The sequence below is a fragment of the Hydrogenophaga intermedia genome, assembly GCF_023715105.1.
GTDB lineage: Bacteria > Pseudomonadota > Gammaproteobacteria > Burkholderiales > Burkholderiaceae_C > Hydrogenophaga > Hydrogenophaga intermedia_A.
In genome coordinates this window covers 19,694-33,976 of record NZ_JAMBNO010000006.1, presented here as the reverse complement: position 1 = coordinate 33,976, position 14,283 = coordinate 19,694, and the positions used below count along the sequence as shown (strand labels likewise).

General features: G+C 65.0%; 13 protein-coding genes. 7 read left to right on the top strand and 6 right to left on the bottom strand.

From position 1 onward, the window contains the following. The first annotated feature begins 27 nt into the window (after nucleotides 1-27). Nucleotides 28-807, top strand: a complete 780-nt coding sequence (locus M3149_RS06880; RefSeq protein ID WP_251708596.1) for an SDR family NAD(P)-dependent oxidoreductase — start codon at nucleotides 28-30, stop codon at nucleotides 805-807. A gap of 29 nt (nucleotides 808-836) precedes the next feature. Next, nucleotides 837-1,781 (top strand): alpha/beta hydrolase, encoded by a 945-nt coding sequence (locus M3149_RS06875; RefSeq protein ID WP_251708595.1) that lies wholly within the window; start codon nucleotides 837-839, stop codon nucleotides 1,779-1,781. A gap of 539 nt (nucleotides 1,782-2,320) precedes the next feature. Here the strand turns inward: M3149_RS06875 and M3149_RS06870 are convergent. Next, nucleotides 2,321-4,318 carry an AAA family ATPase gene (locus tag M3149_RS06870; RefSeq protein WP_251708594.1) on the bottom strand — a complete coding sequence of 666 codons (1,998 nt, stop codon included), beginning with the start codon at nucleotides 4,316-4,318 and terminating at the stop codon, nucleotides 2,321-2,323. Between the two features lie 1,668 nt (nucleotides 4,319-5,986). Here M3149_RS06870 and M3149_RS06860 point away from each other — a divergent pair. Next, entirely contained in the window at nucleotides 5,987-6,283 is a 297-nt protein-coding gene (locus M3149_RS06860) for a hypothetical protein (RefSeq protein ID WP_251708593.1), read from the top strand. Further along, nucleotides 6,256-6,732, top strand: a complete 477-nt coding sequence (locus M3149_RS06855; protein ID WP_251708592.1) for a hypothetical protein — start codon at nucleotides 6,256-6,258, stop codon at nucleotides 6,730-6,732. Before M3149_RS06860 ends, M3149_RS06855 begins: the two co-directional genes overlap by 28 nt. A gap of 18 nt (nucleotides 6,733-6,750) precedes the next feature. On the opposite strand, the gene M3149_RS06850 is transcribed toward M3149_RS06855, so the two are convergent. Then, the gene (locus M3149_RS06850; protein ID WP_251708591.1) at nucleotides 6,751-7,092 is read right to left on the bottom strand and encodes a hypothetical protein; all 342 of its coding nucleotides are present in this window, start codon (nucleotides 7,090-7,092) and stop codon (nucleotides 6,751-6,753) included. 30 nt (nucleotides 7,093-7,122) lie between these two features. On the opposite strand from M3149_RS06850, the gene M3149_RS23015 reads away from it, so the two are divergent. The 3 genes from M3149_RS23015 to M3149_RS06840 all read left to right on the top strand — a co-directional run bounded on the left by M3149_RS23015 (nucleotide 7,123) and on the right by M3149_RS06840 (nucleotide 8,351). Further along, nucleotides 7,123-7,254 (top strand): hypothetical protein, encoded by a 132-nt coding sequence (locus M3149_RS23015; protein WP_285886639.1) that lies wholly within the window; start codon nucleotides 7,123-7,125, stop codon nucleotides 7,252-7,254. Nucleotides 7,255-7,410: 156 nt separating this feature from the next. Further along, nucleotides 7,411-7,764: a hypothetical protein gene (locus M3149_RS06845; protein WP_251708590.1), complete on the top strand. Its 354-nt coding sequence runs from the start codon at nucleotides 7,411-7,413 to the stop codon at nucleotides 7,762-7,764. 242 nt (nucleotides 7,765-8,006) lie between these two features. After that, nucleotides 8,007-8,351 (top strand): hypothetical protein, encoded by a 345-nt coding sequence (locus M3149_RS06840; protein WP_251708589.1) that lies wholly within the window; start codon nucleotides 8,007-8,009, stop codon nucleotides 8,349-8,351. A 111-nt stretch (nucleotides 8,352-8,462) separates the two neighbouring features. Here M3149_RS06840 and M3149_RS06835 read toward each other — a convergent pair whose 3' ends face one another. From M3149_RS06835 to M3149_RS06820, 4 genes are all read right to left on the bottom strand, one after another. Continuing rightward, nucleotides 8,463-8,618: a hypothetical protein gene (locus M3149_RS06835; protein ID WP_251708588.1), complete on the bottom strand. Its 156-nt coding sequence runs from the start codon at nucleotides 8,616-8,618 to the stop codon at nucleotides 8,463-8,465. Nucleotides 8,619-8,719: 101 nt separating this feature from the next. Continuing rightward, nucleotides 8,720-9,868: a site-specific integrase gene (locus tag M3149_RS06830; RefSeq protein WP_251708587.1), complete on the bottom strand. Its 1,149-nt coding sequence runs from the start codon at nucleotides 9,866-9,868 to the stop codon at nucleotides 8,720-8,722. A 211-nt stretch (nucleotides 9,869-10,079) separates the two neighbouring features. Beyond that, nucleotides 10,080-12,647: a YbcC family protein gene (locus tag M3149_RS06825; protein WP_251708586.1), complete on the bottom strand. Its 2,568-nt coding sequence runs from the start codon at nucleotides 12,645-12,647 to the stop codon at nucleotides 10,080-10,082. Nucleotides 12,648-12,669: 22 nt separating this feature from the next. Continuing rightward, nucleotides 12,670-14,190, bottom strand: coding sequence for an NADH-quinone oxidoreductase subunit L (locus tag M3149_RS06820; protein ID WP_251708585.1), 1,521 nt, complete (start codon nucleotides 14,188-14,190; stop codon nucleotides 12,670-12,672). Between the last annotated feature and the right edge of the window lie 93 nt (nucleotides 14,191-14,283).

Genomic DNA, 14,283 nt, shown 5'->3' with positions numbered 1-14,283 from the left:
ACGCAGGGCAAGCGTGATCGGGCCAGCGTGGCCCTGATCACCGGAGCGGCCGACGGCATCGGCCTGGCCACCGCACAACGCCTGGCGCGGGATGTCGATCACGTGGTCCTCGCCGATCTGCGTGGCGACGTCGCACAGGCGCGTGCGGGCGAACTAGGGCCGAATCACCTGGGCCTGGCTTGCGACGTGAGCGATGAGGCACAGGTGGTACGCACCCTGGAAGCAGTTCACGATCGCTTCGGCCACCTCGACGTTCTGGTGAACAACGCGGGCATCGGCGAGCAACCCATGATGACGCTGGAGCAGACGGTCGAAGCGTTCGACCGCATCGTCTCAGTCCATCTGCGCGGCTGCTTCCTGATGAGTCGCGAGGCCGCACGCCTGTTCGTGGCGCAGCAATCGGGCTGCATCGTCAACCTCAGCTCCATCGCGGGCTGGGGCGGACACCCCGGGCGCAACGCCTACGGCGCCGCCAAGGCCGGCGTATCCACACTCACCGAGGCCATGGCAAGCGAATGGGCACTCGATGGTATCCGCGTCAATGCGGTGGCACCCGGCTACGTGATGACCGACCTGGTGCGCGCGCTCATCGACAAAGGCGCCTTGAACGCCAGCGACATCGAGGCCAGGACACCCATGGGCCGCTTCGCACGACCGGAGGAGATCGCCGAGGCCATCGCCTTCCTGGCATCGCCGGCCGCAAGCTTCGTTACCGGCGCCACTTTGCCCGTGGATGGCGGCTGGCTGGCCTTTGGCGCGCCGCCGCAGCGCCTGGCCAGCGTGGCAGAGCGCCGCGCAGGGCTCTGATATCCAACGACTCGAGGAAACCCTTACTGATGGACGCCGAGATCGCCACACTGCTGCAACAGATCAAGGAAGCCAAGCGCACACCGTTCTGGCAGAGCACGCCACAGCAGGCACGCAGCGGGCCCACGCTGATGGCACTGCTGTTCGGCCCTGCGCCGGAGATCGGGAGAGTGGAGGACTTCAACGTCGATTCCTCCTGGGGTCATGCGTTGAGAATGCGTCTCTACGTCCCCGACAAGGAGCCGAAGGGCCTGATCGTGTACTTCCACGGCGGTGGCTGGGTCATCGGCAGCGTCGATTCATACCACCCCTTCACCGCCTACCTGGCTCAGCGCACAGGCTGCGCCGTGGTCTCGGTCGACTACCGGCTGGCGCCAGAGCACCCTTTCCCGCTGCCGCTGGACGACGCCCGTGCCGCCATCGAGTGGGCTGCCAGCGATGCTGCCGTCGCCCGTATCGGGGCACCGATTCCTGTGCTCATCGCCATGGGCGACAGCGCGGGTGCAAACTTGGCTACCGTGGCGGCCCGCCTGCATAACGAACTGCCGTCTGCGCGACCCGTTGACTATCAGGTGCTGGCCTACCCGGTCACAGACCACCGGTTCGACACAGAAAGCTACGAAGACTTTGCCGAGGGGTACCTGCTGACCCGTCGCGACATGGCCTGGTTCTGGGATCAGTACCAGCCGGACGTGAAACTGCGGGACGATCCGCTGGCTTCGCCGCTGCGTGCGCCGGACCTATCGGCGTCCCCCCCCGCTCTGGTACTTAGCGCGGCGCTCGACCCCCTGCGTGACGAGGGAGAGGCCTATGGCGAACGACTGCGTGAAGCCAGTGTCACCACGGACGTCGTGCGTTGCGATGGCGTTGTACATGGGTTTCTGGCGATGGTGAACTATGCGCCAGCTGCGGAACGTGCGTTCGAGCGGATCGTGTCCGGGATTGACGGTGCCACCGCGACCGTACAAACCTGAACTGCCGAGGTCCCAATTGCCGTTCCAGACTACCCCCGGGAAGTTTGGCCCTCCTGCCCCTGCCGACGGCTATGACCCATCGGCGACATGCGACGACCTGATGTCTTCGCCGCAAATGGGCTACGTTCGTGAACGCCAAGCCCCTGAGCGCCACTGCGGAGGTCGACTTCGAGCGTCTTGTTGAGGGCGTGCTCCGCATCCTCAAGGCGCCGTTCCCCCGACAGGACGCATCTCACTCTTTGGCCAACCGTCGACGCACCGGATAGACTTATCGAGTGGCCCAATCAGGTGGTCCAAAACGCGCCCTTTCCCGCACATCTGCCCCGAAAACTACCTGGGGAACAAGGACTTGCAAACGTTTGGTGGAGATCCTCCTCGTCTCCACCACCCCTCTCGCCGTCAGCACTGCCCCAGCGCAGGGATCTCGCGTGGCGACTACCCCTTCTGGCAGATTGAATCCCCCGTCCGAGGTGCGTAGTATCAGCGGAGTCACCAGTGCGCCCATCGTGAAGTCAGCGGACCTCCTGTTGGCATGTGAATCAAAGCACCGTCACTAAAGCTTGCTCGATGTCGGCTGAAGTGACCACCACCGGTGTGCTGCGCCGCGAAATCGCTCGGTTGAGCGCTCCCTGCGCAACCGCCTCCGCGTTCGCGATGCTCTCGCCCTTCAGCGTTTGGGCCACCGCCGCGACCGTGAGGCCGCCTGCGAGGCGGACCTTGCGGCTCGCGAACCAGGTTTCCAGGTAGAGGCTCAGGCTCTTCGCGCTCGGTCGGTCAAACGGCACCTTCTCCGTGAACCGTCCACCACGCAGCAGCGCCGGGTCGATCTGCTCAGGGTTGTTCGTCGCGGCGATCCACACGACGTCCTTCACGCGGTCCCCTACCCCGTCCATGAGCGTGAGCAGCTTGTTGGTCCCCTCGGTGTGGGGCGAAAGGTCACGGCTCCTGAGCAACTCGTCGGCCTCGTCCACGAAGATGACACAGGGGCGCAGTTCGTTCGCCTGGTCGTGGAGTTTCTGCAGCTCCGCGGGAGTGCGCGCGAGGTCTGCTCCCGTGGCCGTGAGGAACGCCCAGTCGATCGATTTGGCCAGGGCTTTGGCCGTGGCCGTCTTGCCGGTTCCTGGCGGACCATAGAAGAGCACACCGGTTGGCAGGGTGCCGCCGTGTGCCTCGGTGTGCTGCGGATCGGCCATTCTCCCGGCGATGAGCCCGAGCGATTCACGGGTGACTGGCGACAGTACCAGCTCGTCAAGTGCCTTGACGTTCTCCAGCGATACGCCCTTGCGACCTTGCAGCGCGCGGAGTGCGCCCATGAAGTCTTCGTAGACAGGTGTCACGCGACTTGCGCGCCGCAGGTAAGGCCCGAGCTCCTCGGTGACGGCCAGGATGCGCTTGGCCGAATAGCCGTTCCAACGGCGGGCAACCGATTCGATCACCACCGGATCCACGCTGGTTTTCGGCAGGTGGGTTTTGAGGCCGAGCTTGAGCAGACCGATCCGCGCCTCGGCATCGGGCGGCGTGATCTCCACCTTGAAGTCGAACCGGCCTTCTCGGACGCCGGCCGCATCAAGGCGATCCATGTGGTTGGTGGCGGCCACCAGGATGACCCGCTCCTTGCGAATGTCCACCATCAGGGTGAGCAGCGCGTTGACCACGTCGCGGTCTTCCTTGACGCCGTTGCCAGCCTCACCATCGCGCGAACTCAGGAAGCTGTCCACCTCGTCGATGAAAAGCACGCATGGCTGTTGACGGCGCGCCTGGGCGAAGGCCGCGTTAATGCGGGCAGTCTTCTCGCCCACCCAGGGGCTCGCCACATCGCCGTAGGTCAGTTGCAGCAGGGGCAGCTTGAGCTCGCCAGCAAGCGCTTCCACGAACATGGTTTTGCCGTTGCCAGGTTTGCCGGACAACAGGATGCCGTTTCGCTCGGTTCGCACCCCTCCCCGCTTTTCAATCACTGCTTGCGCGGCCTCCTTCAGCCGAGCCTTGATGTCAGCGTTGCCATGAATGTCCTTAAAGCTGATTTTCGGCATGACCGCTCTGGCCACGCTCGGTAGACCGTCCTCACGCCGCTGCGCCCCTGCACAGGCACGAGTTCGGGCTTGGCGATATACGCCATTGGTCAGCGGCCCGGCACGCACGAGCATGGTGAGCATCGAGAGGTACAGCACATACCCAGTCAGGTACATCATGTTCGCGTCGAAGCGTTCGTAAACAAACCAGAGGGTTGCCATCACGCCCGCGCCCCAGAGGGCATGCCTGAAGGCGCTGCGCTCCATCCAGAACGACTCGTTGTTGCTCCAACTGCCCAGCACCCAACGACCCAGCACACGCCAGAACAGGGCAATGGTGCCGATGACCGCGATGAGCATCGGCATCAGGAACTCGGCGTTGACCGCGCGATGATCGAGCCGAGGGCCTCCTTCGAAGACGATGGAAACCAGCATCTTCAGCAGCCAGAAGAACTGAAGAATGGCGGTCAGCTGGGCCGCGCGCAATGACGCCTGGTATTCGATCGCGTAGATGAACTCTTTGAGCATGGGGAGGTACGTGAGTGGTCTTGTGACCAACGTACCGGAGAACCCCACATCGTCAAGGGCACCGAGTTCACCTCTTTCACATGGGGATAGTCATCAAGGACTCCCTGCATAGCCCGCGGTCTTCACGTGCGGCCACAAGGCCTCACGGACCGTTGCCTACCCAGTTCTCAAGCTCCAGGGCAGGCACCCGATCGAACTCCGAGGTGTTGTTCGTGACCAGCACCAATCCCTCACTGCGGGCATGAGCCGCGATGTGCAAGTCATTGACACCGATCGACAACCACTGGCCCGACCTCGCAAACGCAAAAGAACAACGCGCACCACATCGGTTCGTACCTCTACAGAACAGCTTCCAGGTCTTGCACCCCCTGGCGGGCATTCATCACTCGTCTTGGTGTCGCTGAGTACGTTAGTAATCCATCCTGCCGGCACGGGTAGCGACTCCGTGGGGCAACCCTCTTGCAAGGGGCACCCTGAGCCTGTGAGGCAGCTCAGGGGGGGTAACTGACTTCAAAAGCCAGGGCCGTTTCCGGTGGCCAGCCTCGACCCGCTATTTGCGGAATCCGTTTCTTCACTTGTCAGCCGGACGTGGCGACTGACCCGCTCCGCACGCATGTTTTCCCGTCTCCCCCTTTGTAGGCCCCATGGGCTCCCGGCTGTGCCAGGCGGTTTGACTTGCCACTCTCGGTGGATGCGTGCGTCGGAACGTGAAGCGATTGCTTGATTCCCCGAAGGGCGCCGGCTCAGATGCTTCTGTAGAGAACAGCACGTGATGGCGGGTCCAGTCTTGGACCTGATGGATTACTAGCGGGCTGAACCCCATGCGGGGCCGCCACTTCCTGTCCGCATCTGGGGACAAGGCTGCTGGGTCTGCTGACCCGGTTCTGGACCTTCTTGGTCCTTGCACTGCGACTCTCAACTTGGGAGGCGAGGCAGTTGCTCCAGCATGGGAGCGGTTCTCTGAAAGCGCTTGGCTTCCGATACATCACTTGGATGCAGTGGTGCGCACTCTACCCACGTACTTGGATGTGCGCTAGCGATCTGGTCCACCTGTGAACATCGCAGGCCGCAAACGCAGATATCCACAGGTTCAAGACTTCGTTCATCCTGCTGATAATGCCTTTAACGGTGCCCGGCAGGCCGCGTCCACGCTGCGTTCTGTCCTCACTCCGTCTGGACGCATCCCAGGTAACCGGCGCTTGCCAAGCAACGTGGACAAGCCGGTGCGGTTTGCGGCATTTTGATGAGACATGGTTTGTCGATGGCCCAGCCGCAGGGCAGGTCTGGTCCACGAGCAGCGCTCACACCCTCGGCGGCGCCCTCCCCCGCCCAGAGTGAGCAAACCCCGTAGCACACCATCGCAGTCGTCGCGCTGGGCCACAGTGGGCCACCCGCGGCCCACTTTGGCCCATTTCATCTTCATCGACCACCATCGCAGTCGTCGTGCTGGGCCAGATTGGGCCACCACTGGCCCACTTTGGCCCATTTCATCTTCATCGACCACCATCGCAGTCGTCGTGCTGGGCCAGATTGGGCCACCACTGGCCCACTTTGGCCCACTGAGGCAGTGGTGGGCCAGATCGCGCGACAAATCGCGCTCCGCTACGGACAATCGCCGCGTGCACCTGTCGTGTATGTCAACTTCGGAGAGTCCAAATGCATCGTGATATGAATCCCACCGTCGTCTCGTCTTGTGCGGTTGACGTCGGCTATGCCAACGTCAAATACAGCGCGGGGCGCGCCCAAGTCGGCGGCCAGGTCGTGATCCGTACCGGTGTCTTCCCTGCCCTTGCGCCCGTGCTGTCAAACGATGGCTTCCAGATTCGCGAGGGTTCGCAGGCCGCCGATGGGACGGTGGTCACCTTGGGAGGCACGCGTTACTTCGCTGGCAAGGGCGTAGCGTTCCATTCCAGTGGATGTCGGACAAATGGGGGCAGTTGGGCGACTACTTCGGCGGGCTGTTGAACCCGGTGGTTGCCTCGGCCGCTCTGTACCTGCTCGCGCTCTCGATTCGCATGCAGCGAAAGGAGTTGGCCGCGACCAGACAGGCACTTGACGAGCAAGCCCGCCACGCCAACGACTCCGCGGATCTTGCGGCGCTTACCAGCCTGGTCAATGCGTCGCTGGCTGAGGCAAGCATTCACAGAGACTATCTTCAGTTCTTGGTACAGCAGATCTCTGACCACGATAAGGCAGTCCTTCAGCATCACTTGGCGGCGGAGCGTGTGGGCGGCAGAGGCGCTTTGCTTCGTGACGGACAGTTTGCGATCTACTCTATTGAGGGCAAGTCCATCTCGAAGGATGAGGCCACCAAGGCTATTGGCGAGGTCAACAAGCGGCTAGAGACGATCATGCTGCGCCGCCTCGATCATGAAGCCCGCATTCAGGCGATCCTTGCGAAGCGAACGGCTTGAAACAAACACGATCGCCGTTTACCGAGCAAGGGCGTTTCGTCGGCTCAATCGAGCGTCACTCCATATCGCGGCTACCAGCTTGAAAAGGCTGCGTCGTAGCCCACATCCCACTTCGACGCGGTTGCGATAGCGCCCCGACAGAAGCACCAATTCCGATGCTGCCTCGTCGCACATGACAATGAAGTTGGCTCGGTCTGGAATCGCGAACGTCGGCTCGTACGCCGCCTTGTTGCGCACGGCTCCGATGTAGCGCAATCGCGCGGCAAGCTCCGGCGGTATGGGATGGGCGCTGGACGCCACTTTGCTGTGGATGCCGCGCCCTTTGCCCTTGAACTCACTCTGCAGGATGGCCTCGATCACGGCGGTTCGCGTGAGGACATCGCGCAGGGCATGTCGATGCATCGCCTGTCGGGCCACCTGATCCTGGGGCTGGCAACGTTCTTCAGCGGGATGTTCGTTGACTCGTTGCCCACTCGCCGGGAGGCTGTCAGCGAAGTCGACGTGGAGATCGTGGGTGCTTGATGCGTGGTGCGCGTGTGTCAAGGGCATAGGAGCTGTTTCCTTGGCCCTCGATTCTCGATGACTTAGCGCAAATGAAGGCTCCCGTGCGGCCTTTCGCACCTTCGATTCGCGTGGCGCATTCCTCATTCCTCGATGCGATCGTACGAGCGGCCGAAGATGGCAACGAACGGCGCGCACACGCCAGGCTTTATCGACCGCGGTCGCCTTGACTTCGAGGGTTCCTCTTGTAGCTTGAAAGCACAACAGGAACTTTCGATGTCATCAAACCTCCCCCGCCCTCCACTCTCCAAAGTCGCCGACGAACGCGGCTACAAGCTGCACAAAGCACAACGCCGATACAGCGAGCACGCAGACGAGGCACAAGCGTTCACTCGCTTGATGGAAACCAGTGAGCTTGTCTCGCGCGCCTTGCTCGCACACCCCGCGGGTACGGTCGCTTCGATTGAGGGCTATGGCTATTGGCTCGCCCTTCATTCCGGCGCTCTACACCTCGCAAGTGCGGGTTACTGAGTCAGTCCGTCGATCCGAGCCGGCTCCACGCATGAGCAAGCCTGTGGCTGATGCGCGGTCGGCGTCGATCGCGCTCGCCCTGGAGCGCATCGGTTCGCCCATGGCGCTCTTGCCCACCGTCTAGTAGCCATTGCTGCAATAGAGAGGTCCGGCGCGCCGGTCCTTTTCTTTTGTGGTGACCATTGACATCACGAGCAGCCGTGCGAGGCTGGTAGTCATCCCATCAGACATGAGGCCAGAAGATGACCGACCTGAAAGAGTCCACCCTGACCGCGGCAGGTTTCCGTGAAAACTTCACCCCGGAGCCTTCCGCAAGGACTTCACCGCACTGGCTCCTCGCCACAGCGTTTGGTCGCGATCTGCTCAAGATGCGGCTGCGCCAAGTGGAACCTCAGATGGACGTGCCCGAGTGGCGGTACGCCGAGTATTTGGATCCGGAACTGGAGCGCATGGTGGACGACCTCGGCCTGAGGGATGTCTCAAAGCCCAGCACGATGTGGCAAACCCTCAAATTCATGAAGCTGGCTTCGCGCTCGATGCTCGCCTTGAGCCGTGGGGAGCCTCTGCCTCAATGGTCCCATACATAAATCCGCCTCCTAGCCAGGATCCATTTCCTGCGGATGGGAAGCGCACCGCGAAATCGCGCGCAAATCCTCACGGCAATCCGAGGAGCACGCCTTTCGTGCTCTCGGCACCGCTCAGTCTTTCAGAGCAAACATGCGATCGGTTTGGTCAACGTAGCGCTTGTTCGCGATTCGAAGCGCGACGCTCGATCGCGCCAACCGCCGATTCAGCACGATGCCGATCGCGATGCCAAAGAGCATGAAGAGCTTGAGGTAGTCCGCCGCAGACATGAGATCTTTCGAGGTTGAGGTCCACTGTCACACAGAGGTCGTTCATTCTATTTGGAAGGCGCCATTCAATGAGCTTCAGTCTCCGCAAGGCACGCATCTAGCTAGCCCAGCTTCGCAGCAAGGTCCTCGGCACGTGGGTGGTAGTAGCGAGCGACCATCTTGGCGGTCTTCTGCCCCGTGACCTTCATCAGTTCGTGCATTTGCAGGCGCTCGGCCAAGCGCGAGACCGCTTCGTGCCGAAGGTCATGCCAATGCAGATCCAGGAACCGAATCTCCATCCGCTCGACTTCTGCGAGCAGCTTCAGCGTCATGTCCAGCGGGGCCCGCTTCTTGTAGACCAAGGCCCGAATCTCTCGTGCCGCGTCGATCCCCTGTTCTTCGAGCTTCCTGGTGAGAACGCCATGAACGTGCTCGCGCCGGCATCGGGCGATCAGGCGATCCCAGGCCGAGTCGAGCGCATCCGCGGTGATGGGCAGCACCCGACCGGTCGTTGAACGCGGCAGTTGAGCCAGTGTCGCCACCGCTCGCGTGGACAGCGGCACATCGCGGTAGCGCTGGTCGTTCTTCGTGGCGCGACCATCGACCCCTCGAATGCGAGCGACACGCCTCGTCAGGTCAACCTCCTGCCAGGCCAGGGAAAGCAGTTCGCTCCTTCGTGCTGCCGTTTCAACGGCCAGAACGAAAGCAGCCTTCATCCAGGGAGTTCCCAATTGACCGAGCGACCGCAGCAGGATCGCCTCCTCGTCACCCTCCAGGCGTCGATCTCGGCCGGGCGGCAACTTGGGCTTACGAATGCCCGCCGTCGGGATGCCCTGCGGCAGCGGGATGCCCCAATCGAGTTGGCAGGCTTTAAAGACCCGGTTGACCAGCCCCAGCTCGTGGGTCACGGTCTGGGGACCAACGGCTCGAAGCCGCTCGTCACGATAGGCCGCGAGCATCGATGGCTGGATGGCCACCAGCGAGTACTCGCCGAAACGCTCTTTCAACTTGAGCAACATGCTGGTGGGCTGACGCTGCGCCCGAAACTTGGGCACGACCTCAGCCAGGTAGCGATCGACGGCCTCGCCGAACGTGGTGTTCTCTGCCTTGTTCCTCGAAACAAAACTGCCCACGTCCATTTCCCGCTCAACCGCCCTCGCCCACGCTTCCGCGTCGGTCTTTCGCGCGAACGTCTTGGACTGATCGGGGAACCCCAGGCGACGGACCTTTGCTTGCCAAGTCCCGCTGAGACGCTGCTTCACCGAGGCCATGAAAGGCCCCTCTTCGATGCGGTCGCACTGAATTTCATACTGCGAACTGTCCCCAAATTGTCCCCGTTGACCTCGAATTTCGGCCGAAATGCCGAAAACTTTAGACAGATCAACGGCTTAGAAAGCCTGGATTTTTGGCCTTCTAAGCAGCAGGTCGGGGGTTCGAGTCCCTCCGGGCAGGCCAACCCGTGGCCGGGGCCCCGTTTCGCGCTCAGCCTTCAACCGCGCGCCACACGCCTCGTTCGTACCGGGCCACCCCACCGTTGGCGGTGAAACGCCACAGGTGCAGCCAGCCGTTGTCCACCAGGCGGCGCACCACCTCGTGGCGGCCGATCACGCGTTCGATGGCATCGGCCGCGGCATCGATCACCACCGTCAGACGCAGTGGCTCGTGCAGCCAGCGCTCGCCATCGTGCAACGACTGGCGCGCCAGGCCGATACGCAGGTCACCGCCGTTGCCCTCGAACACACCAATGCGACCACCGACGACGTTGTGCAGCAGCTTGTTGCCGCTGCCCAGGCGCTGCGGATCGCAGGTGGAGGCGTGGTACTGCCAGTTGATCCAGTGCGTCACCAGCATGGGCGCGGTCATGAGCAGCTCAAGGACGCTGCCATCCGGGTCGTTGGTTGCGTCGTAGTCGTGCAGGAAGGCGCGCCCGTCCAGCACGGCACCCAGGCTGCGCGCGCGCGGCGCGATCAGAAAGGCCGCGTTGCCCGCCAGGCCCCACTCGGGCCGGGTCTGTGCGCCGTCGTTGGCGCGGCGGCGCAGCTGGTCCAGCAAGGTGGCGTGCGGTGCGCGCGGATCGAGGCCGAGCGAGCTGGCGCGCAGGCGGCGCACCTGGTCGCCAGCGTGCTGAAGAGCCGTCTGCAGCCGCAACCAGCGCGTGCGGGCCGCCTCGTCCTGCAGGTCGAGGTCGAAGGGTTCGATCTCGTCGGTGGTGGTGTTGTGCAATGCCGCCACAAAGGCCGTGTCGGCCGGCACGGCAATACCGCGCTGGCGCAAGCCCTCCCGCACCGCGGGCTCGTTGAGCAACCCGGCCAGCGCCCGGGCATTGACCTCGCCGCTCTGGCCGCAGCAGGCGCCGCAATCCAGCGCGGCGGCCTGCGCGTTGTTGGCGCTCTGGCTGCCGTGCCCGACGAACAGCACCAGGGGCGCGAGGCCGCGGTCCAGCCCCATCGCGTGCAGCACACGGGCGGCAAGCTCGACCTTGGCCGACAGGTCCAGCCCCGCCAGCGTGGGGCGGCACACGGCGCGATAGCGCGGGGGCAGACCCTCGCCATCCAGCGATGCGCGCGGCGCGGCCGACGGACGCAACCACTGCCCCAATTTGCCCAGGTAGCCCGCGCCCACCGACTCCACGTACGAGAACGCCGCGCCGGGCCAGCGACTCCCCGCCCCCCATTGGGCCGTGCGCGAGAAGCGGCCCAGCCGGGCCCGCTGCGCTTGCCACTGCAGCGCATCGCCCTGCGGGCCGAAGTCCGCCACCGTGTCGGCCACGCGGTCGGTCACCTCCGCAGCGGGCGCCAGCAGGCCGGGGAGTTGTGGCCGGCGCGCGGATGTGGCCAGCGGGGTGTACGCCACGGGCAGGCCAAAGAAGCCCGCGAAACCGATGGTCTGCACGGCGGGCCAGACCGACTCGATCGCCCGGCGCAGCGGCTCGCTGCGCACGTCGATGCAGAAGGCCGCCTGCACCTCCACCGCCGGCGTTTCATGGGCTGCGGGTGCAAGTGGCGCCACCGCCGCCAGCCGCTGCACAAGGCCGCGCTGATAGCCGATCTCGAAAGCGAGCTGCCAGACCTCGTCCACCCGCAGCGCGTGTTCGGCCTGCGCCAGCAGTGCGGGTGCGAGGGCCCAGCGCGCCTGCAGCGCGGCAAAGGCCCGCTGGGCCGCCGCGTCGTCGCGGCATTCCAGCAGGATGGCGCCCCAGGCGAGGCGGATCGCCAGCAGGTCGCGCAGGTGGCCGTCATCGCCACCTGCCAGGCGTGCCTGCCAGCCCAGGTAAGCACACCACGAAGCCCAGCCGTTCACGGTGAGCAGCACCGCCTCGAGGTAGTCGGCCCAGCAGGCCTCGGGCAGACCGAGGCGGCGCAACACCCAGCGCTCCGCGTCCTCGCGGGTGGCGGGCAAGGCGGCCAGGCCGCGGGCAATGTGGGGCAAGCCCATCAGATGGCCGATGCCGTGGTCGTGGGTGAGCGTGTCGCGCCAGAAGGCATACAGGCCGCCGCGGCGCTCTGGCGCCCAGTCGGCCTGGTGTTCATCGAAGTAAGCGGCGCAGACCTGGCTGACCTGGTGGGTGATGGCCTGGCGCCACGGCAGCCGGGTGTGCCCGGTCGGGTCGTCATCGAGCACGTCGATCAACAGCGGCAGGCGTTCCAGCGCGGGCATGGCGCCCAGCGCGGCGATGGCCTGTGCCGCATCGAGAGCGTGATCGCGCTCGGGCGCCAGTCGCGACAGCGCCTCGGCGAGATCGGCCTCGGTGATGCGCCCTGAATGCCACGCCTCGCGCAGCCGCTGGCGCGGTGGAAAGACAGCGACGCCACCCAGCACCGCCATGCGCGCGGCCACGCTGCGCACGCTGCGCTCGACGCGCTCCCAGTGCGGGTTGACCGCAATGGCCTGGTCGAGCGGCCAGGCCGGTGCGATGGCGCGGCAGGCCTGCGCACAGGCGGCGTCGATGCGTTCGTTCCAGTCGGCCTGCGCGGCTGAGGGCAGCGGGTGCGCCAGCGCCCGTTGCGCCAGGCGATCGCCATCGGCGCGCGGTGTCATCCAGGTTTCCATCGGTGCGTCCTTGTGTTGCGGGTCAATCGTTCGCGGCGGGCATCCAGCGCGCTGGCCACCAGCGCAACGCCGCCCGTGTGGCGTATTCGTCGACGTAGAAGCCCGCGTAGCTCCAGCGGCGCCAGGTGGCCAGCGCCTGCGGGCGGGCCTGCATGGCGGCCAGGCATGCATAGAGAACCGCCATGCCGGCCGACGCCACCAGCCCCGCGGCGGTGTGAGGCGCGTCCTGCACGCCAAAGGGAACGGAGTGGCCCAGCAGCGCCACCGTGGCCAGCAGCCCCACCAGGCCCATGGCCGTGAGCCAGCGCCTGGCACGCTCCGCGGCGTCGGGCGCGGCCGCTGCCGGCGTCCACAGCAGCGGCGCCCAGGCCAGCGCCAGCACGGCGCTCCACCACCAGGGCCAGGCGGGCAGTGGCGCCCAGGCCACCAGCAACGACACCATGGCGCCGGCTGCCAGCGGCGCAATCAGCAGGCTTTGCAGCGAGGGGGATGCGTCGCCGCGCATCGAACGCAGCCGGGCCTCCTCCACCGCACCCGATGCCGCGAGGAAGGTGTGGGCCTTGTAGAGCGAGTGGCCGATCAGGTGCAGCAACGCCAGCGTGTAGAGCCCGAGCGCGCATTCCATGACCATGAAGCCCATTTGCGCGACGGTGGACCAGGCCAGCCGCACCTTGACGCTCACCCGCGTCAGCATCACCAGCCCGGCGAGCAAGGCGGTGGCCAGGCCCATCACCACCAGCAGCCAGCGCGCCAGCGGTGCGGCTTCGAGCAAGGGGGCGAAGCGGATCAGCACGAAGCCGCCCAGGTTGACCACGCCGGCGTGCAGCAGGGCCGACACCGGGGTCGGCGCCTCCATCACCTGGATCAGCCAGCCGTGCAGCGGCAGCAGCGCGGTGCGCAGCACCACAGCCAGCGCCAGACACACGGCGGCAAGTTGCAGGGCGAGCGACGCCGGGCCAGCCTCCAGGTGTTGCCACAGGGCGGGCAACGATCCGGAACCGACCTCGCGCCAGGACAGGAACGCGGCCGCCAGCAGCAACACGTCGGCCAGCCGGTCGGCAACGCGCTTCTTGTGGGCCGCCAGCCGCGCAAACGGCCGATCGGCGTAGAAGCACAGCAGGTGCTGCAAGGCCATCCCGACCGCGGCCCAGGCTGCGATCAGCACCACCCAGTGGTTCGCCAGCAAAAGCAGGTGCACGGCACCCAGCACGCCGGCCAGCGCCGCGACATAGCGCGCCTGCCCCGGTTCACCCTGCAGATACCGCGACGAGAACACGCCGATGACGGTACCCAGCAGTTGCACCAGCACGGCCACCCAGGCGCCGACGAGCGTGGCGCCAAGGCCCGGGAGCAAGGGCCCGCCGGCGCCAGGCGCCCCCACGAGCTGCAGCGCCAGCGCACCGAGGGTCAGCGACAACGCCGCCAGGGACAACAAGTGGAAGCGGCGCCAGACCGACTCGACCCGCCCAGGGGGCATGGCGGCGAGCATGAGCAGCGGGGGCAGCAGCGCGGTGGCAAAAAACAGAACGTTGTCAGGGGTCATCGGTGGCGCTCCGGTCAGGACGGCAGCGATGTTGCAGCGCAACCAAGGTTCTGTAAATTACAATGTAAAGAACGAAATCATCCTGAAATAAGA